The 18,369-nt window shown below is 70.1% G+C and carries 18 protein-coding genes; 13 read left to right on the plus strand and 5 right to left on the minus strand.

Going from position 1 to position 18,369, the window contains the following annotated elements; all coding sequences use genetic code 11:
- The first annotated feature begins 143 nt into the window (after nt 1-143).
- Nucleotides 144-3,683 (plus strand): DNA polymerase III subunit alpha, encoded by a 3,540-nt coding sequence (dnaE, locus tag PH203_RS03025; protein ID WP_289915729.1) that lies wholly within the window; start codon nt 144-146, stop codon nt 3,681-3,683.
- A gap of 79 nt (nt 3,684-3,762) precedes the next feature.
- Here the strand turns inward: dnaE and PH203_RS03030 are convergent, their stop codons facing one another.
- Nucleotides 3,763-3,927 carry a hypothetical protein gene (locus tag PH203_RS03030; RefSeq protein WP_181387430.1) on the minus strand — a complete coding sequence of 55 codons (165 nt, stop codon included), beginning with the start codon at nt 3,925-3,927 and terminating at the stop codon, nt 3,763-3,765.
- Between the two features lie 224 nt (nt 3,928-4,151).
- Between PH203_RS03030 and PH203_RS03035 the strand changes: the two genes are divergently transcribed.
- From PH203_RS03035 to PH203_RS03050, 4 genes are all read left to right on the plus strand, one after another.
- Nucleotides 4,152-5,363 carry an NYN domain-containing protein gene (locus PH203_RS03035; protein ID WP_289915735.1) on the plus strand — a complete coding sequence of 404 codons (1,212 nt, stop codon included), beginning with the start codon at nt 4,152-4,154 and terminating at the stop codon, nt 5,361-5,363.
- A gap of 106 nt (nt 5,364-5,469) precedes the next feature.
- Nucleotides 5,470-6,444 (plus strand): ABC transporter ATP-binding protein, encoded by a 975-nt coding sequence (locus PH203_RS03040; protein ID WP_289916618.1) that lies wholly within the window; start codon nt 5,470-5,472, stop codon nt 6,442-6,444.
- A 76-nt stretch (nt 6,445-6,520) separates the two neighbouring features.
- Entirely contained in the window at nt 6,521-7,342 is an 822-nt protein-coding gene (locus PH203_RS03045) for an ABC transporter permease (RefSeq protein ID WP_289915737.1), read from the plus strand.
- A 34-nt stretch (nt 7,343-7,376) separates the two neighbouring features.
- Nucleotides 7,377-8,048 carry an AAA family ATPase gene (locus PH203_RS03050; RefSeq protein WP_289915739.1) on the plus strand — a complete coding sequence of 224 codons (672 nt, stop codon included), beginning with the start codon at nt 7,377-7,379 and terminating at the stop codon, nt 8,046-8,048.
- A gap of 293 nt (nt 8,049-8,341) precedes the next feature.
- Here the strand turns inward: PH203_RS03050 and ybaK are convergent, their stop codons facing one another.
- The 4 genes from ybaK to PH203_RS03070 form a co-directional block, all read right to left on the minus strand.
- The gene (gene ybaK / locus PH203_RS03055; protein WP_289915743.1) at nt 8,342-8,845 is read right to left on the minus strand and encodes a Cys-tRNA(Pro) deacylase; all 504 of its coding nucleotides are present in this window, start codon (nt 8,843-8,845) and stop codon (nt 8,342-8,344) included.
- Nucleotides 8,846-8,860: 15 nt separating this feature from the next.
- Nucleotides 8,861-9,601, minus strand: coding sequence for an LON peptidase substrate-binding domain-containing protein (locus tag PH203_RS03060; protein WP_289915745.1), 741 nt, complete (start codon nt 9,599-9,601; stop codon nt 8,861-8,863).
- An 11-nt stretch (nt 9,602-9,612) separates the two neighbouring features.
- Complete coding sequence (locus PH203_RS03065; protein WP_289915746.1) at nt 9,613-10,647, minus strand: hypothetical protein; 1,035 nt, start codon at nt 10,645-10,647, stop codon at nt 9,613-9,615.
- Nucleotides 10,648-10,780: 133 nt separating this feature from the next.
- On the minus strand, nt 10,781-12,358 hold the full coding sequence (locus PH203_RS03070; protein WP_289915748.1) for an oxidoreductase: 1,578 nt from the start codon (nt 12,356-12,358) through the stop codon (nt 10,781-10,783).
- A 158-nt stretch (nt 12,359-12,516) separates the two neighbouring features.
- On the opposite strand from PH203_RS03070, the gene hisD reads away from it, so the two are divergent.
- The 8 genes from hisD to hisF are packed head-to-tail and all read left to right on the plus strand — an operon-like array spanning nt 12,517 to nt 18,274.
- On the plus strand, nt 12,517-13,860 hold the full coding sequence (gene hisD / locus PH203_RS03075; RefSeq protein ID WP_289915749.1) for a histidinol dehydrogenase: 1,344 nt from the start codon (nt 12,517-12,519) through the stop codon (nt 13,858-13,860).
- Entirely contained in the window at nt 13,857-14,966 is a 1,110-nt protein-coding gene (locus PH203_RS03080; RefSeq protein ID WP_289915750.1) for a histidinol-phosphate transaminase, read from the plus strand. Before hisD ends, PH203_RS03080 begins: the two co-directional genes overlap by 4 nt.
- Nucleotides 14,963-15,556, plus strand: a complete 594-nt coding sequence (gene hisB, locus PH203_RS03085) for an imidazoleglycerol-phosphate dehydratase HisB (RefSeq protein WP_020137489.1) — start codon at nt 14,963-14,965, stop codon at nt 15,554-15,556. The genes PH203_RS03080 and hisB overlap by 4 nt, the downstream gene beginning before the upstream one ends.
- A complete protein-coding gene (locus PH203_RS03090; RefSeq protein ID WP_289915760.1) occupies nt 15,553-15,717 on the plus strand; it encodes a hypothetical protein in 165 nt (54 codons plus the stop codon). Before hisB ends, PH203_RS03090 begins: the two co-directional genes overlap by 4 nt.
- Nucleotides 15,714-16,370 carry an imidazole glycerol phosphate synthase subunit HisH gene (gene hisH, locus PH203_RS03095; protein WP_289915762.1) on the plus strand — a complete coding sequence of 219 codons (657 nt, stop codon included), beginning with the start codon at nt 15,714-15,716 and terminating at the stop codon, nt 16,368-16,370. The genes PH203_RS03090 and hisH overlap by 4 nt, the downstream gene beginning before the upstream one ends.
- Entirely contained in the window at nt 16,370-17,104 is a 735-nt protein-coding gene (gene priA, locus PH203_RS03100; RefSeq protein ID WP_289915763.1) for a bifunctional 1-(5-phosphoribosyl)-5-((5-phosphoribosylamino)methylideneamino)imidazole-4-carboxamide isomerase/phosphoribosylanthranilate isomerase PriA, read from the plus strand. Before hisH ends, priA begins: the two co-directional genes overlap by 1 nt.
- 16 nt (nt 17,105-17,120) lie before the next feature.
- Nucleotides 17,121-17,522 (plus strand): RidA family protein, encoded by a 402-nt coding sequence (locus PH203_RS03105; protein ID WP_289915766.1) that lies wholly within the window; start codon nt 17,121-17,123, stop codon nt 17,520-17,522.
- On the plus strand, nt 17,519-18,274 hold the full coding sequence (gene hisF / locus PH203_RS03110; RefSeq protein WP_289915767.1) for an imidazole glycerol phosphate synthase subunit HisF: 756 nt from the start codon (nt 17,519-17,521) through the stop codon (nt 18,272-18,274). The genes PH203_RS03105 and hisF overlap by 4 nt, the downstream gene beginning before the upstream one ends.
- Nucleotides 18,275-18,369: the final 95 nt, after the last annotated feature.

Below are 18,369 nucleotides of genomic sequence, written 5' to 3' on the forward strand. Positions count from 1 at the left end.
CGGACGAAAGTGCCCGCGAAAACCCTCGCTGTGAAGGTACGCGGGGCAGCCCCCGGAGTGTCAGTGGTCAGGCATAGACTTCGACGCTGTCCCCCGAACTGTCCGCCCGTCTGTCGCCGAGTGTTTTCCATGGAGGCCACGCCGTGTCAAAGCCGCCGTTCACGCACCTGCACGTCCACACCCAGTACTCCCTGCTGGACGGTGCCGCGCGGCTCAAGGACATGTTCAACGCGTGCAACGAGATGGGCATGACCCATATCGCCATGTCCGACCACGGCAACCTCCACGGGGCGTACGACTTCTTCCACACCGCGAAGAAGGCCGGGGTCACCCCGATCATCGGCATCGAGGCGTATGTTGCCCCCGAGTCCCGGCGCAACAAGCGCAAGATCCAGTGGGGTCAGCCGCACCAGAAGAGGGACGACGTCTCCGGTTCGGGTGGTTACACCCACAAGACGATGTGGGCCGTGAACAAGACGGGCCTGCACAACCTCTTCCGGCTCTCCTCGGACGCGTACGCCGAGGGCTGGCTGCAGAAGTGGCCCCGGATGGACAAGGAGACGATCTCCCAGTGGTCCGAGGGGATCGTCGCCTCCACCGGCTGCCCCTCCGGCGAGCTCCAGACCCGGCTGCGCCTCGGCCAGTACGACGAGGCCCTGAAGGCGGCCGCCGACTACCAGGACATCTTCGGCAAGGACCGCTACTTCCTGGAGCTGATGGACCACGGCATCGAGATCGAGCACCGGGTCCGCGACGGCCTCCTGGAGATCGGCAAGAAGCTCGGCATCCCGCCGCTGGTGACGAACGACTCGCACTACACGTACGCGCACGAGGCGACCGCCCACGACGCCCTGCTGTGCATCCAGACCGGCAAGAACCTCTCCGACCCGGACCGCTTCAAGTTCGACGGCACCGGCTACTACCTGAAGTCCACGGACGAGATGTACGCCATCGACTCCTCGGACGCCTGGCAGGAGGGCTGCGCCAACACGCTCCTGATCGCGGAGATGGTCGACACCACCGGCATGTTCGAGGCCAAGAACCTCATGCCGAAGTTCGACATCCCCGAGGGCTACACCGAGGTCACCTGGTTCCGCGAGGAAACCATGCGGGGCATGCACCGCCGCTTCCCGAACGGCATCCCGGACGACCGCATGAAGCAGGTCGAGTACGAGATGGACACCATCATCTCGATGGGGTTCCCGGGCTACTTCCTCGTGGTCGCCGACTTCATCATGTGGGCCAAGAGCCAGGGCATCGCGGTCGGCCCCGGCCGAGGCTCCGCGGCCGGTTCGATCGTCGCCTACGCCATGGGCATCACCGACCTCGACCCGATCCCGCACGGTCTGATCTTCGAGCGGTTCCTCAACCCCGAGCGCATCTCGATGCCCGATGTCGACATCGACTTCGACGAGCGTCGGCGCGTCGAGGTGATCCGGTACGTGACCGAGAAGTACGGCGCCGACAAGGTCGCCATGATCGGCACCTACGGCAAGATCAAGGCCAAGAACGCGATCAAGGACTCCGCGCGCGTGCTGGGCTACCCGTACGCGATGGGCGACCGTCTCACCAAGGCGATGCCCGCCGACGTCCTCGGCAAGGGCATCGACCTCGACGGCATCACCAACCCCTCGCACCCGCGGTACAACGAGGCGGGCGAGATCCGGGGGATGTACGAGAACGAACCGGACGTGAAGAAGGTCATCGACACCGCCAAGGGCGTCGAGGGCCTGGTCCGGCAGATGGGCGTGCACGCGGCCGGCGTGATCATGTCCAGCGAGCCGATCGTCGACCACGCCCCGGTCTGGGTGCGGCACACCGACGGCGTGACCATCACACAGTGGGACTACCCGAGCTGCGAGTCGCTCGGCCTGCTGAAGATGGACTTCCTGGGCCTGCGCAACCTGACGATCATGGACGACGCCGTCAAGATGGTGAAGTCCAACAAGGGCATCGATCTCGACCTGCTGGCCCTGCCGCTCGACGACCCCAAGACCTTCGAACTCCTCCAGCGCGGTGAGACCCTCGGCGTCTTCCAGTTCGACGGCGGCCCCATGCGTTCGCTGCTGCGGCTGATGAAGCCCGACAACTTCGAAGACATCTCCGCCGTCTCCGCGCTCTACCGTCCGGGCCCGATGGGCATGGACTCGCACACCAACTACGCCCTGCGCAAGAACAAGCTCCAGGAGATCACCCCGATCCACCCGGAGCTGGAGGAGCCCCTCGAAGAGGTCCTCGCGGTCACCTACGGCCTGATCGTCTACCAGGAGCAGGTGCAGAAGGCCGCCCAGATCATCGCCGGCTACTCGCTCGGCGAGGCCGACATCCTCCGCCGCGTGATGGGCAAGAAGAAGCCCGAGGAGCTGGCGAAGAACTTCACCATCTTCCAGGCCGGCGCCCAGAAGAACGGCTACAGCGACGAGGCCATCCAGGCCCTGTGGGACGTGCTGGTCCCCTTCGCCGGCTACGCCTTCAACAAGGCGCACTCCGCCGCGTACGGACTGGTCTCGTACTGGACCGCCTACCTCAAGGCCAACCACCCGGCCGAGTACATGGCCGCGCTGCTGACCTCCGTCAAGGACGACAAGGACAAGTCGGCCGTCTATCTCAACGAGTGCCGCCGCATGGGCATCAAGGTGCTCCCGCCGAACGTCAACGAGTCGGTGCACAACTTCGCCGCCCAGGGCGACGACGTGATCCTCTTCGGCCTGGAGGCCGTGCGCAACGTCGGCACCAACGTGGTCGAGTCGATCATCAAGAGCCGCAAGGCCAAGGGGAAGTACGCCTCCTTCCCCGACTACCTCGACAAGGTCGAGGCGGTCGCCTGCAACAAGCGCACCACCGAGTCGCTGATCAAGGCGGGCGCCTTCGACACCCTCGGACACACCCGCAAGGGCCTGACCGCGCACTTCGAGCCGATGATCGACAACGTGGTCGCGGTCAAGCGCAAGGAGGCCGAGGGCCAGTTCGACCTCTTCGGCGGCATGGGCGAGGAGGAGACCAGCGAGCCCGGCTTCGGACTCGACGTCGACTTCACCACCGACGAGTGGGACAAGACCTATCTGCTCGCCCAGGAGCGGGAGATGCTCGGTCTCTACGTCTCCGACCACCCGCTCTTCGGCCTGGAGCACGTGCTCTCCGACAAGGCCGACGCGGGCATCGCCCAGCTCACCGGAGGTGAGCACGCGGACGGCGCCGTCGTCACCATCGGCGGCATCATCTCGGGCCTGCAGCGCAAGATGACCAAGCAGGGCAACGCCTGGGCGATCGCCACCGTCGAGGACCTCGCCGGCTCCATCGAGTGCATGTTCTTCCCGGCGACCTACCAGCTCGTCTCGACCCAACTCGTCGAGGACGCCGTGGTGTTCGTCAAGGGCCGCCTCGACAAGCGCGAGGACGTCCCGCGCCTGGTCGCCATGGAGATGCAGGTCCCCGACCTGTCCAACGCGGGCACCAACGCGCCCGTGATCCTCACCATCCCGGCGACCCGGGTCACCCCGCCCATGGTCAGCCGCCTCGGCGAGATCCTCACCCACCACAAGGGCGAGAGCGAGGTCCGCATCAGGCTCCAGGGCCCGACCAAGACCACCGTGCTCCGCCTGGACCGGCACCGGGTGAAGCCGGACCCGGCACTCTTCGGCGACCTGAAGGTGCTGCTCGGACCCTCCTGCCTGGCGGGCTAGCGACACGTCGAGAGGGCGCACCCGCAAGCCGGGTGCGCCCTCTCTGTGTGCCCGGGTCTCAAAACCCGTTATGCAGATGTCAGTTGTGGCCGAAGCGCTTCTGCTTGCCCTTGCGGGCGATGTCACCCGGAGTCACCTGGGTCATGCGCTGCTCGGCCTGCGCCTCCATCGAGGACTGCTGGGCCTGCTGCTGACCACGCTCGGACTGCGGCTGCTTACGGTCACGGTTCTTGTTCTTGGCCATGGTGATCTGCCTCCTGAGGGGGATCTAGGGGCCAGGGCCGGGACCAGATTCACATAGGCTTACAAAGAACGCATTTCGGATAATTACCGTCCGTGACAGGGCTTGTCGCTCGGATCGGTCCCGAAACGCCACGCCGAAGATCGAGTTCCGGCCGTTAACCTCCGCGCGGTCGGGCAGACTCGAAGGAAGCCCGAAGTAAACCGCCTCGGAAGAGGGTGAGTCGCGTGGACCGCTGCATCGTCCTGGTGGACGCCGGGTATCTGCTGGGGGCCGCCGCCTCGCTCCTTGCCGGGGAACCCTCGCGCTCCCGGATCACCGTCGACCACGCCGCCCTCATCCAGGGACTGCGCGAGCGCGCCGAGTCCGACACGGAACGGCCCCTGCTGCGCATCTACTGGTTCGACGGCGCCCCCGACCGCGTCCCGCAGCCCGAGCACCGCCGGCTGCGTGTGATGCCCCGGGTCACCGTCCGGCTCGGCGCCCTGACCCGCAGCGACGGCCGCTGGGCCCAGAAGGGCGTCGACGCGGCCATGCACGCCGAGCTCACCGAGCTGGCCCGCAACCGCGCCTGCTCGGACGTCGTGCTGGTGACCGGCGACGGCGATCTGCTGCCCGGCATGATGGCGGCGAAGGAGCACGGCGTCGCCGTACACCTGTGGGCCGTGCAGGCCGCCGACGGGGACTACAACCAGTCCGAGGACCTGGTCGCCGAGGCCGACGAGCGGCGCGTCCTTGACCGTACGTGGATCACCAAGGCCGTGCGCGCGAAGGAGCTCGGCGGGATCTGTGCTCCGCCGCCCGCGCCGCGGCCCGAGATCGCCGCGATCCTGTCCGCGCCGCTGCCCGACTCCGCGCTCGCCGCGCCGGCCGAGCGGCCCGCCGAGGAGGGCGAGCACGCGCCCGCCGCCGCGGAGAACGGCATCCAGGAGCGGGTGCCCGCGCCCAAGGGCGTGCCCACCCCCAAGGACCTGGCCGCCCTGCGCGCCCCCGGCGTCCAGCCGCAGCACCCGGCCAACGCCACCCTGCGCTGGTCCTCCGACAAAGGCTGGGTAGACCGGCCCGGCGGCTCCGCCGAACCGCCCGAGATCGCGTCGATGCCGACGCTCGCCCAGCTGACCACGGCCGAGCAGCGATGGGCGGACCGCGAGGAGGACATCACCACCGTCGGCGGCGACCCCTACGAGGTGGGGCAGGTCTTCGCGCGACGGTGGATGGAGCGGCTCGGCGACCAGAGCCATCTGCAGAAACTGTCGGGGATGTATCCGCGCATCCCGCACCGCATCGACGGCGAGCTGCTGCGCTACGCCGCCCGCTTCGGACTCCTCGCCCACAAGGACGACCAGATCGACGAGCACGACCGCTACGCCATCCGTGGCGGGTTCTGGCGCGAGATCGACGTACGGACGGCCACGGAACACGCGCCCGCGGGGGAGTGAAACGGCACATACGCCGCCCCAAGGACGAGCCGCGCTCCCCGACCCCGTACTCTCGTCCCTTGTGAGTACGCGCGCGGCACAGGCACTTCGACACGGTGACGATGTCGTGTGCGCGGTACGCGGACTGACCAAGACCTACCCCGCGGTACGAGGCCGGCGCGGCGCCCCCGGAACACCCGAGGTGCGCGCCACCGACGACGTACGACTGGACATCCGGCGCGGTGAGATCTTCGGGCTGCTCGGGCCGAACGGGGCCGGCAAGTCCACCCTCGTACGGCAGCTGACCGGGCTGATGCGGCCCGATCGCGGGACCGTGGAGATCCTCGGGCACGACATCGTGCGGCACCCGGAGCGGGCCGCGCGGATCCTCGCCTATCTCGGGCAGGAGTCCAGCGCGCTCGACGAACTGACCGTCTCGCTCGCGGCCGAGACCACCGGGCGGCTGCGGGGCCTTGAGGCGCGGGCGGCCCGGGACGAGAAGGACGCCGTGCTGGACGAGCTGGGGCTCACGGCGCTCGCGGGGCGCCCGCTGAACAAGCTCTCCGGCGGGCAGCGGCGGCTGGCCTGCTTCGCCGCCGCGCTGGTCGGGGAGCGGCCGCTGCTGGTCCTCGACGAACCGACCACCGGGATGGATCCGGTGGCGCGGCGGGCCGTGTGGTCCGCGGTGGACCGGCGCCGGGCCGAGCGCGGGACGACCGTGCTGCTCGTCACCCACAACGTCATCGAGGCGGAGACCGTCCTCGACCGGGTCGCCGTGCTCGACCAGGGGCGCGTGATCGCCTGCGACACACCTTCCGGACTCAAGGAGCAGGTCGCCGGGGAGGTCCGCGTCGACCTCGTGTGGCGGGAGGGCGCGCCGCTGCATGTGCCGGAGGTGGCCGCGCTGGAGGACCGGGCCGTCGCCTCGGGGCGGCGGTGGACGCTGCGGCTGGCGCCGGAGGAGGCGCGGGCGGTCGTCGCGACCGTCACGGGCGGGGCCGCCTTCGCCGCCCTCGACGACTTCACGCTGGCCACGCCGAGCCTTGAGGACGTGTACCTCGCGCTCGGCGGGGCGGCACAGCAGGGGTTGGTGAAGGCTTGAGCACACAGACCGCCGTATCCGTACCGAACAGCGCCGTGACCGTCGTGAACCGCCGTGTGAAAGGGAGCAGCGCCACGTGAGTGTCGTACCCGCCGAGGTTCTGCCGGGCAGTGTCCTGGGCGTCGAGGAGACGGTCCGGGAGGCGGCCGAGCTCGGGCCGCGGGCCCGGCTGTGGCCGGCGCTCGTCGCCGTGTACCGGGCGCAGCTGTCCCGGGCGCGGGTGGCGCGTATCCCGCTGCTGTTCGTGGCGACCTTCCAGTCGGTCGGGATCATGATCCTGATGAGGGGGGTCGTCGACGGCGGGGCCGAGGCACAGGCCGTGGTGGCCGGGGCGTCGGTGCTCGTCGTGGCGTTCGTCGCGCTGAACCTGCTCGCGCAGTACTTCGGGCAGTTGCGGGCGAGCGGGGGGCTCGATCACTACGCGACGCTGCCGGTGCCGCCGGCCGCGGTGGTGCTCGGGGCGGCGGGGGCGTACGCCTCCTTCACCGTGCCCGGCACCGTGGTGACCGCCGTCTTCGGATGTGTGCTGTTCGGGCTGCCGTTCGCGCATCTGTGGGTGCTGGTCGCGGTGATCCCGCTTGCGGGAGCCGCGCTGGCGGGGCTCGGGGCAGCCTTCGGGCTGCTTGCGCCGAGGCCGGAACTGGCGACCGTGCTGGGGCAGTTGGGGATGTCCGCCGCGCTGCTGCTCGGGGTGCTTCCGGCTGACCGGATGCCGGAGGCGGTGCAGTTCCTGCGGGATCTGCTGCCTTCGACGTACGGCGTCGAGGCGTTCGCGCGGACGTTCGGGCCGCATCCGGACTGGGCGTTCGTCCTCGGTGACCTGGCCGTGTGCGGGGTCGTAGGCGTCGTCTCGCTCGCCGTCGCCACCTGGGCGTACCGTCGGGCGGCCGTCCGGTGACGCGCCGCTCAGGCGGGCCTGGCACGATGTCAGGGTGACCGCACCGCTGACTCCTCCTCCGCCGCCGAGCGATCCGTCCCCGCACCAGGCCGCCTGGCAGGTGCCGCCGCCCTATGGGCCCGGGGGGCCGGGTCCCGCGTACGAACAGGACGGCCCCGGTATGAAGACCGAACTGCGGGAGGCCGCGGTGGTCGCGGTCGCGGTGGCGCTCGGTGGGGTGCTGCTGGGGGTGCTGTGGTGGTGGCTGGCTCCCTCCGTGCCGTTGGTGGGGGATGTCGTCGACAAGAGCTGGGTCGTCTACCTCGGGGACAGCGAAGGGGAGCAGGCGGTGGGGGTGGACGGAACGTTCACTCTGCTCGCGTTGGCGTTCGGGTTCTTGAGCGCGCTCGTGGTGTTTCTGGTGCGGCGGCGGGGCGGGGTGCCGCTGGTTGTCGCGCTGGGGGTCGGTGGGTTGCTCGGATCGCTGCTGGCCTGGCGGGTGGGGGTCTGGCTCGGGCCCGCGCAGGATGTGATCGCCCATGCGAAGTCCGTGGGCAAGGGGGTCACGTTCTCGGCGCCGTTGAAGTTGGGGGCGAAGGGGGCGTTGCTGGCGTGGTCGCTTGCGGGGCTGGTGGTGCATCTGGGGCTGACGGCGCTGTTCGGGCCGCGGGATCCGGATCCGTACCAGCAGGGGCCGTACGGGCCTCATGGGGCGCCGTTGTCGTAGGTGGTGGGTGTGTGTGGTTGCGGGCGGGCTTTTTCTCGCCCCCGCCGCCCCTACCCGTCCCGTCCCTGGGGGCTGCCGCCCCCAGACCCCCGCTTCGGCCCCGAAAGGGCCTCGTCCTCAAACGCCGGACGGGCTGAAAACACCCCTCCGGCGTTGAGGCGTGCCGTTCCTGGATGTTTACGCCGGGCGACTGCCGTGGTTTGCGCGGCGCTTCTTGAGGCGCCACTTCCGCTTGCGCGTTTTCTTCGACATGTTCCTCGTACCTAGTCGAGGAACCCGGGCTCGTCGAGGGGTCACGCACGGCCGATGGGGGCCACCGTCGCTTCCGTCAGTCTGGTGAGGTCCTCGGGGGACAATTCGACCTCCAGGCCCCTTCGGCCCGCCGAGATGCAGATCGTGGTGTGGGCGGAGGCCGAGGCGTCCAGGACCGTCCGGAGCTTCTTGCGCTGGCCCAGGGGGGAGATGCCGCCTCGGACGTAGCCGGTGGTGCGTTCGGCCAGGGTCGGGTCGGCCATGGTCGCCCGTTTGCCGCCCACCGCGGTGGCCAGGGCCTTCAGGTCCAGTTGGCCCGCCACCGGGACCACCGCCACCGTCAGGGCGCCGTCCACGTCCGCCACCAGCGTCTTGAACACGCGGTCAGGGGAGACGCCCATCGCCTCCGCCGCCTCCTCGCCGTAGGAGGGGTGCGCGGGGTCGTGGTCGTAGGCGTGGACCGTGTACGGGACCTCGGCCGCCGTCAGGGCCACCGTTGCCGGGGTTCCGGCCGACTGCTGCTGCTTCTTCTGCTTCTTCGCCATTGATGCCGTCCCGGCTCAGTTCATACTCGTCGGGCCGCGCGTCAGGTCCGACGCCGGCAAGGACGGCAGGTTACGGATGATCGAGGTCTCCGAGCGAAGGAGTTTCAGTTCGTCCCGGAGGCGGGACGCGGTGTCGGGGGACTGGAGCAGGCGCTGCTTGGTGGGGGTGTCCAGCATCATCGCGGCGGCCACCAGGTAGGAGACCACCCCTGGTTCGTCGGGGAGTTCCGAGCCCGTGGTCAGGGAGCGTTCCCGGGCGCCCGCCAGGCGCTTCTGGTACTGGCGGAAGGCTCGCAGGACACCCTCGGCCAGTGCCCCGGCCTCTTCGCCCGGGTCCTCCGGCAGTGCCTCCAGCTCCGCCGTCAGGTACGGGCCCGACGCGTCCACGGACAGCAGGCGGACCCTTGTCGTACCCGTCGCCAGTACCTCGAACGTGCCGTCGGCCCGCTCCCGGATCGTCGCCGCGTCCGCGATGCAGCCCGTGCCGTGGAACGCCTTGATCGGGTCCGCGCCGAAGCCCGCCGCGGGGCCGCGCTCGGGCACCGCCGTCGGATCGGGCATGCCGGGAGCGCTCGCGGCGACCTCGAGGCCGTCGCGGATCGCGACGACGGCGAAGCGGCGCGGTTCGTCCTCGGGGGTCTTCAGCAGTTCGCGCATCATGGCGCGATAGCGCTCCTCGAAGACGTTCAGCGGTAGCACCAACCCCGGGAACAGCACCGAGTTCAGGGGGAAGAGCGGGAGACGGACGGTGGTCACGGCGCAAAAGCCTAATGGTCGCCGGAGAGTGCGCGGCCGCTGTGCCCACCTGGTGGATGCCCGGAGGCCGCGTGGAGGCGGATCTCCTCGCGCAGTTCCAGGAAACAGCCCAGCGGATCGTCCGAGAGCTGCTCCCAGGGGAACGACGTCGCGTACGGGCCGATGAGCCGCATCTGCTCCAGGGCGTCCGGCCAGCGGTGCAGGCGGGAGAGGACGTACGCCAGCTTGTTGCGCAGCTTCGCGGGCCAGGGGTCGGCCGCCGGGAAGCGTGCCGAGAGCGCGATCGCCCGGTCGGCCGCCGCGGACAGGCGCTCCACCGGGATGTCGGGGCCGCAGCCGTCGGTCAGATAGGCGAAGGCCGCCCTTGTCGGCAGTGCCTGGACGAGTGAGTCCGCCGGGGCGTCCTGGGCCGCCGTCTCGGCGAAGTCGAAGCACTCGTGGTGGGAGCCGTGCCAGCTGTCGGCGAGGTAGCGCAGGGCGGCCGCGTGGCAGCCGTAGTGGTGCGGGGCGCGGCGGATCGCCGCCTCCCACAGCTCCTCGAAGTACTTGTGGCCGGCGTTCGAGCCGTGCGCGTGGTCCAGGGCCAGGCGCCACGGCACCGGGTCGCGGTCGTCGCCGCGCGCGGCGGCCGTGATCAGCGGGTTCAGCTCGCGCAGCAGCTCCGCCCGGGCCGGCGACTCCCAGGCCCGGGCCACCGCGCGCTGGGCGGCGACCAGCAGCATGTCCGGGTCGTGCGGGGCGGCCCTGCGCCAGTCCTCGAACCACTCGGGGCGGGCCCCGGCGAAAGCGGCGAGGCGTACGACGTACCGGTCCCGGTGTTCCCAGGCGGCGCTGGCGCGGGTCGCGGTCAGCAGGGTGGACGCGGTCTGCCAGGTGCCCTGTCCGGCGGCGACGAGCGCGGGGGCCAGTCGGTCGTCCGGCGCGTCGAGGAGCACCTCGTCGTCGGCCGGGAGCACGACGGCGAGATGCTGGACGACGGACCGGCGTGTCCGGGGCGTGCGCGACGACCGGACGAACGGAGGCAGCAGAGCCATGGTGTCGACCATTGAAAAGCCGCAGGTCGCACAAGCGCCAGAGGTTCCGGGCAATGTGTGGAAAGTTGTACGAGCGGAGGTCAAGAGTCGGTAAAGTGTTCAGTGTTCAACAATTGTTCGATCGTCGTTTGTCCGGCGTTGCAGGCTAGCTGCGGCGCAGCAGTCTCGTCGCCCCCGCCGCCACCGTCGTCGCCAGGATCCAGCCCAGCAGGATCATCGCCGCCGCCAGCCACTGCCAGCCGCCCCGCAGCTGCCAGAAGCCGACCTGCCCCAGGTCGATGACCGGCAGGAGCAGGTCGAGGGCGAACAGGGACGGGTTCCAGTACGGCGCCTCACCGCTCTTGATCGGCGGATGGTGGGCGTGCGCGAAGGCCAGCGAGCCCGCCGCCCACAGCACCGCCATCCACACCAGGGCCCGTCCCGGGCGGTACCCGTAGGCGACCGTCCAGTCCTGCACGTACCCCCAGAGCTTGGCCGCGGGCGGCAGCGTCTCGCGGCGGCGGCGCTGCTTGGCGAGCAGCACCTCGCGCGCGTCCTCGTCCTCGCCGCCCGCCCGCAGCACCGCCGCCAGCCGCTCGTACGGCTCCGGGTTGTACTCGGCGGTCGCCGCGCTCACCCACTCCAGCCGCTCCTCCATCGGGAACGGGCCCCTCGGCACCAGGTTCTCGTAGCTGAAGCCGCCCATGTGCAGCCGGCCCGGGCCCGGCCAGCTGTCCGTCCTGTCCATCAGGTTCACCACCCGCGCCCCCGACAGCACGACCCGGCCGCGCGCCGGCGCCTCCCCGAGGAAGCGCAGCTCGGGCGTCTGGATGCGGCGCAGCGACACCTCCTGCTCGTCGGTGAGGGTGAACCGGGCCCGCTCGAAGTCGACCGCGTCACCGAACCGCCCGTCGTCCAGGCGCAGTCCGCCCTCGCAGGTGAACCGCTGGATCCGCGTCCCGTGCGCGGGGGTCGCCCCGCTCACCATGGAGGCGCCGATGCCCGCCGGGGTCAGATACATCGACCGCTCGACGGTCAGCTGCGGGGCGTTCAGGGCGAGCCGCGTGTAGGGGTTCGCCAGCTTCGCGCCGCGCAGGCTCAGCGAGACGCCGACCTTGGCGCTGCGCAGGCTCAGCTCGCCGTGCGATTCGAGGAGCTCGGCCTGGAGGTCCTGTCCGACCGTCATGCCGTCGGCGGCGATCGAGCGGCCGCTGCGGTCCCGGTGGACGATCGCCTGGTTGAGCAGCAGATCGGTGCCTATGTGCGCGTCGGTCAGCCGTACGCCGTTGTGGAAGCGGCAGCGGGGGAGGTGCAGGTCGCCCTCGGTGTGGACGCGGGCCGCCTCCAGGCGGGGCACCGAGCAGTCCACCAGCCGCACGGTCGTGAAGCGGGCCTCCGGGAGCAGGACGTCCCGCTCGAAACGGCAGCCCCTCATCTCCACGTACGGCACCACGATGCCGCCCGCCAGGTCCAGCGTGCCGCTGATGTGCACGCCGCTGAGCTTCAGGGACGACACCCGGCCGGCGAGTGCGGGCGGTCCGTCCAGGAGCAGCCAGCACACGATCCGGGCCCGTACGGTCCGTTCCGGGCCCCACGGATGTCCGCCGTGCGGATCGTCGACGACCGCGTCCCCGCTGCTCAGGTCGTACACGCTGCCGTTGCGGAAGGCCTGCCACATGCCGGCCTCGGCGGCGGTGAGATCGTCCGGCAGATCCCCGTCATGGAGGCCGGCCCCGTCGGTCACGGCTCTTTCATCCCCCTCGGCTGTTCATGTATCGCACAAGTGTTCATGCCCGTTCGGTGACGCCCTGAACGCTAGACGTGAAGGGGATCTTCCGGGTTGCGTATCAGCCACTGGAATGCCCGAACGACGCCGAACCGTGGTCTGAGAGAATTGACCCCGTGATCTCCCGAATCGATCTGCGCGGCGACGCCCTCCCCGAGGGCCCCGCCCTGCGCGACCTGCTGCCCCGAGCCGACTTCGACGTTCAGGCCGCCCTGGAGAAGGTGCGTCCGATCTGCGAGGCCGTGCATCATCGGGGCGACGCGGCGCTGATCGACTTCGCCGAGAAGTTCGACGGGGTCCGGCTGGAATCCGTGAGGGTCCCGGCCCAGGCCATCAGCGACGCACTGGAATCACTGGACCCGGCCGTCCGCGCGGCCCTGGAGGAGTCCATCCGGCGCGCCCGGCTCGTCCACCGCGCGCAGCGCCGCAGCACCCACACGACCCAGGTCGTGCCCGGCGGCACCGTCACCGAGAAGTGGGTGCCGGTCGACCGCGTCGGCCTGTACGCGCCCGGCGGCCGGGCCGTCTACCCGTCCTCCGTGATCATGAACGTGGTCCCGGCGCAGGAGGCCGGCGTCGAGTCCCTCGCCCTCGCCTCCCCGGCGCAGGCCCCCGCTTTTGAAAATGATCCAGCCGGCGGGCTTCCGCACCCGACGATCCTCGCCGCCTGCGCGCTGCTCGGCGTCGACGAGGTGTACGCCGCCGGCGGCGCGACCGCCGTCGCGATGTTCGCGTACGGCACCGAGTCCTGCCCGCCCGCCAACCTGGTCACCGGCCCCGGCAACATCTGGGTCGCCGCCGCCAAGCGCTACTTCACCGGCAAGATCGGCATCGACGCCGAGGCGGGCCCGACCGAGATCGCGATCCTCGCGGACGACACCGCCGACCCGGTGCACGTCGCCGCCGACCTGATCAGCCAGGCCGAGCACGACCCGCTCGCGGCCGCCGTCCTGGTCACCGACTCGGTCGCGCTCGCGGACGCGGTCGAGAAGGAGCTGGAGCCGCAGGTCGCGGCCAGCAAGCACATCGAGGACCGGATCGCCCCGGCCCTCGCGGGCAAGCAGTCCGCGATCGTCCTCGTCGACGGCATCGACGAGGGCCTGCGGGTGGTCAACGCGTACGGCGCCGAACACCTGGAGATCCAGACCGCCGACGCCGCCGCGGTCGCCGAGCGGGTCCGCAACGCGGGCGCGATCTTCATCGGCCCCTGGGCGCCGGTGTCCCTCGGCGACTACGCCGCCGGGTCCAACCACGTCCTGCCCACCGGGGGCTGCGCCTGCCACTCCTCCGGGCTGTCCGTCCAGTCCTTCCTGCGCGGCATCCACATCGTCGACTACACGCAGGACGCGCTGGCCGACGTGGCGCATCACGTGGTCACGCTGGCGGAGGCGGAGGACCTGCCCGCGCACGGCGCGGCGATCAAGGCAAGGTTCGGTTGGAAGGTGCCTGAGAGCAAGTGAGCTTCGGAATCGACGATCTCCCCGTACGGGACGAGCTGCGCGGCAAGTCCCCTTATGGCGCGCCCCAGTTGGACGTCCCCGTACGGCTGAACACCAACGAGAACCCCTACCCGCTGCCCGAGCCGCTGGTGGAGCGCATCGCCGAGCGGGTCCGTGAGGCCGCCCGGAACCTCAACCGCTACCCCGACCGGGACGCGGTCGAACTGCGCACCCAGCTCGCCAAGTACCTGACGGACACGTCCGGTCACGAGGTCGGCCTGGCCAACGTCTGGGCCGCCAACGGCTCCAACGAGGTCATCCAGCAGCTGCTGCAGACCTTCGGCGGCCCCGGCCGTACCGCGATCGGCTTCGAGCCGTCGTACTCGATGCACGGCCTGATCGCGCGAGGCACCGGCACGGGCTGGATCTCCGGTCCCCGCAACGACGACTTCACCATCGACGTCGAGGCGGCCGTGCAGGCCATCGCCTCGCACAAGCCGGACGTCGTCTTCATCACCACCCCCAACAACCCCACGGGCAACGCGGTCCCGCCCGAGACGGTCCTCGCGCTGTACGAGGCCGCGCAGGCGGCGAAGCCGTCGATGGTCGTGGTCGACGAGGCGTACATCGAGTTCAGCCACGGCGACTCGCTGCTGCCGCTCATCGAGGGGCGGCCGAACCTCGTCGTCTCGCGCACGATGTCGAAGGCCTTCGGCGCGGCGGGCCTGCGCCTCGGCTATCTCGCCGCGCACCCGGCGGTCGTGGACGCCGTACAGCTCGTACGGCTGCCCTACCACCTGTCGGCCGTCACCCAGGCGACCGCCCTGGCCGCCCTGGAGCACACCGACACGCTGCTGAAGTACGTCGAGCAGTTGAAGGCCGAGCGGGACCGGCTGGTCAGCGAGCTGCGCGGGCTCGGTTTCCAGGTCGTGGAGTCGGACGCGAACTTCGTGCAGTTCGGGCTCTTCGACGATTCCCACGTGGCCTGGCAGAAGATCCTCGACCAGGGTGTCCTGGTCCGGGACAACGGCATTCCGGGGTGGCTGCGGGTGTCCGCCGGAACCCCCGAAGAGAACGACGCGTTCCTCGACGCGGTCCGTGAGTTGAAGAAGGAGCTGAACGCATGAGCCGCGTGGGACGCGTGGAGCGAGTCACGAAGGAGACCTCCGTGCTCGTCGAGATCGATCTCGACGGCAGCGGCAAGGTCGATGTGTCGACCGGTGTCGGTTTCTACGACCACATGCTCGACCAGCTCGGCCGCCACGGCCTGTTCGACCTCACGGTGAAGACCGAGGGCGACCTGCACATCGACTCGCACCACACCATCGAGGACACCGCCCTCGCCCTCGGCGCCGCCTTCAAGCAGGCGCTCGGCGACAAGGTCGGCATCTACCGCTTCGGCAACTGCACGGTCCCGCTGGACGAGTCCCTCGCCCAGGTCACCGTCGACCTCTCCGGCCGCCCCTACCTCGTGCACACCGAGCCCGAGAAGATGGCGCCGATGATCGGTGAGTACGACACCACCATGACCCGGCACATCCTGGAGTCCTTCGTCGCCCAGGCCCAGATCGCGCTGCACGTGCACGTGCCGTACGGTCGGAACGCGCACCACATCGTCGAATGCCAGTTCAAGGCGCTGGCGCGGGCCCTGCGGTACGCGAGCGAGCGTGACCCGCGTGCCGCCGGCATCCTTCCCTCCACGAAGGGCGCGCTGTGAACGGGCTGTCCACCGTCCTGATCGTCGTCGGCCTCTTCCTGGTCGGCGGGATCATCTCCTTCGTCAAGCAGGGGATGCCGAAGCAGCTCATCGTGCTGCTCTCCGTCGGCGCCGCGATGTGTCTCGTCGCCGGGGTCCTGAGGCTGGAGGTGTGGAATTGAGCGCGGCTTCGTCCAAGAAGGTCAAAAAGGTGGTCGTCTTCGACTACGGCTTCGGCAATGTGAGGTCCGCCGAGCGCGCCCTCGCCCGCACCGGCGCCGAGGTCGAGATAACGCGTGACTTCGACAAGGCGATGAACGCCGACGGGCTGCTGGTGCCGGGCGTCGGCGCCTTCGCCGCCTGCATGAAGGGCCTCAAGGAGGCGCGCGGCGACTGGATCATCGACCGCCGGCTCTCCGGCGGCCGCCCGGTCATGGGCATCTGCGTCGGCATGCAGATCCTCTTCGCGCGCGGCATCGAGCACGGCGTGGAGACCGAGGGCCTCGACGAGTGGCCCGGCTCGGTCGAGCCGCTCCAGGCCGAGATCGTGCCCCACATGGGCTGGAACACCGTGGACGTACCGGCCGGCTCCCAGCTGTTCGCCGGTCTCGACGCGGACGCCCGCTTCTACTTCGTGCACTCCTACGCCGTCCACGACTGGTCCCTGGAGACCACGAACCCGGCGATGCAGGCCCCGCTGGTCACCTGGACCACCCACGGCAAGCCCTTCGTGGCCGCCGTCGAGAACGGCGCCCTGTGGGCCACCCAGTTCCACCCCGAGAAGTCCGGCGACGCCGGAGCGCAGCTGCTGAACAACTGGATCGGAACCCTCTGATGCCCGCGAAGCCCTCACGGCTCGAACTCCTCCCCGCCGTCGACGTCCGCGACGGCCAGGCCGTCCGTCTCGTGCACGGCGAGTCCGGCACGGAGACCTCCTACGGCTCCCCGCTGGAGGCCGCCCTCGCCTGGCAGGCGGCGGGCGCCGAGTGGCTGCACCTCGTCGACCTGGACGCCGCCTTCGGCACCGGCGACAACCGGGACCTGGTCCGCCAGGTCACCGAGGCGATGGACATCAAGGTCGAACTGTCCGGCGGCATCCGCGACGACGCCTCCCTCGCGGCGGCGCTGGCGACGGGCTGCACGCGCGTGAACCTCGGCACGGCCGCCCTGGAGACCCCCGAGTGGGTCGCCAAGGTCATCGCCGAGCACGGCGACAAGATCGCGGTCGGCCTCGACGTCCGCGGTACGACCCTCAAGGGCCGCGGCTGGACCAGCGAGGGCGGCGACCTCTACGAGGCGCTGGAGCGGCTCGACAAGGAGGGCTGCGCGCGGTACGTCGTCACGGACATCGCCAAGGACGGCACGCTCCAGGGCCCCAACCTGGAGCTGCTGCGCAACGTCTGCGCGGCGACGGACCGTCCGGTCGTGGCGTCGGGCGGCGTGTCGTCGCTGGACGACCTGCGGGCCATCGCCGAGCTGGTACCCCTCGGTGTCGAGGGCTCCATCGTCGGAAAGGCCCTGTACGCGAAGGCGTTCACCCTGGAAGAAGCCTTGGAGGCTACGTCGTGAAAATGGATGCAGTGTCATGAGCGGTGCCGTGCGGCGCGTGCAGAGCGGAAGTCCCTGGGAAGAGTCCTTCGGTTTCGCGCGCGCCGTAGCGGCGGGCGACCGTGTCCTGGTGGCCGGGACCACCTCCTTCAAAGGCCGGGTGCTGTACGGCGAGGGCGACCCGTACGAACAGGCCAAGGTGGCGTTCACCAGCGCGATCGAAGCGATCGGCGAATTCGGGCTCGGCGTCGAGTCCGTGATCCGTACACGGATGTATCTGACCCATGCGCGGGACGTGGACGACGTGGGACGGGCTCACAAGGAGCTCTTCGACGCGGTGCGTCCCGTCTCGACCCTCCTTGTCGTGGAGGGCTTCGTCGACCCGCGCATCCTGGTCGAAGTGGAACTAGAGGCATTCAGAGGAGCCGTGAACTCATGACCCTGGCGGTCCGAGTCATCCCCTGCCTGGACGTGGACAACGGCCGGGTCGTCAAGGGCGTCAACTTCCAGAACCTGCGCGACGCGGGCGACCCCGTCGAGATGGCCAAGGTGTACGACACCGAGGGCGCCGACGAGCTGACGTTCCTCGACATCACCGCGTCCTCGGGCAACCGCGAGACGACGTACGACGTGGTGCGCCGCACCGCCGAGCAGGTCTTCATCCCGCTCACCGTGGGCGGCGGTGTGCGTACCGCCGAGGACGTGGACAAGCTGCTGCGGGCCGGTGCGGACAAGGTCGGGGTGAACACCGCGGCGATCGCCCGCCCCGAGCTGATCAAGGAGATCTCGGAGCGGTTCGGCAGCCAGGTGCTGGTGCTGTCGGTGGACGCGCGCCGCACCGAGTCGGGCTCCTTCGAGGTGACCACCCACGGCGGCCGCAAGGGCACCGGGATCGACGCCGTCGAGTGGGCGCACCGGGCCGCCGAGCTGGGCGCGGGCGAGATCCTGCTCAACTCGATGGACGCGGACGGCACGAAGGACGGCTACGACCTGGAGATGATCACGGCGGTCCGCAAGCATGTGACGGTTCCGGTGATCGCCTCGGGCGGCGCCGGCAAGCTGGCCGACTTCGCTCCGGCCGTCGAGGCGGGGGCGGACGCGGTGCTGGCGGCCTCCGTGTTCCACTTCGGTGATCTGCGGATCGGCGAGGTGAAGGGCGCGTTGCGGAGGGCGGGGCACCCGGTCCGGTGACCTGACCTGACGTGCTCTGAGGTCTTGAGGTAAGCCCCGGCCGCCTGGTGGTCGGGGCTTACCTGCGGACAGATGCGAAAGAGAAGTTGCGCAAA

It is taken from the genome of Streptomyces sp. S.PB5 (assembly GCF_030403745.1).
Taxonomy (GTDB): Bacteria; Actinomycetota; Actinomycetes; order Streptomycetales; family Streptomycetaceae; genus Streptomyces.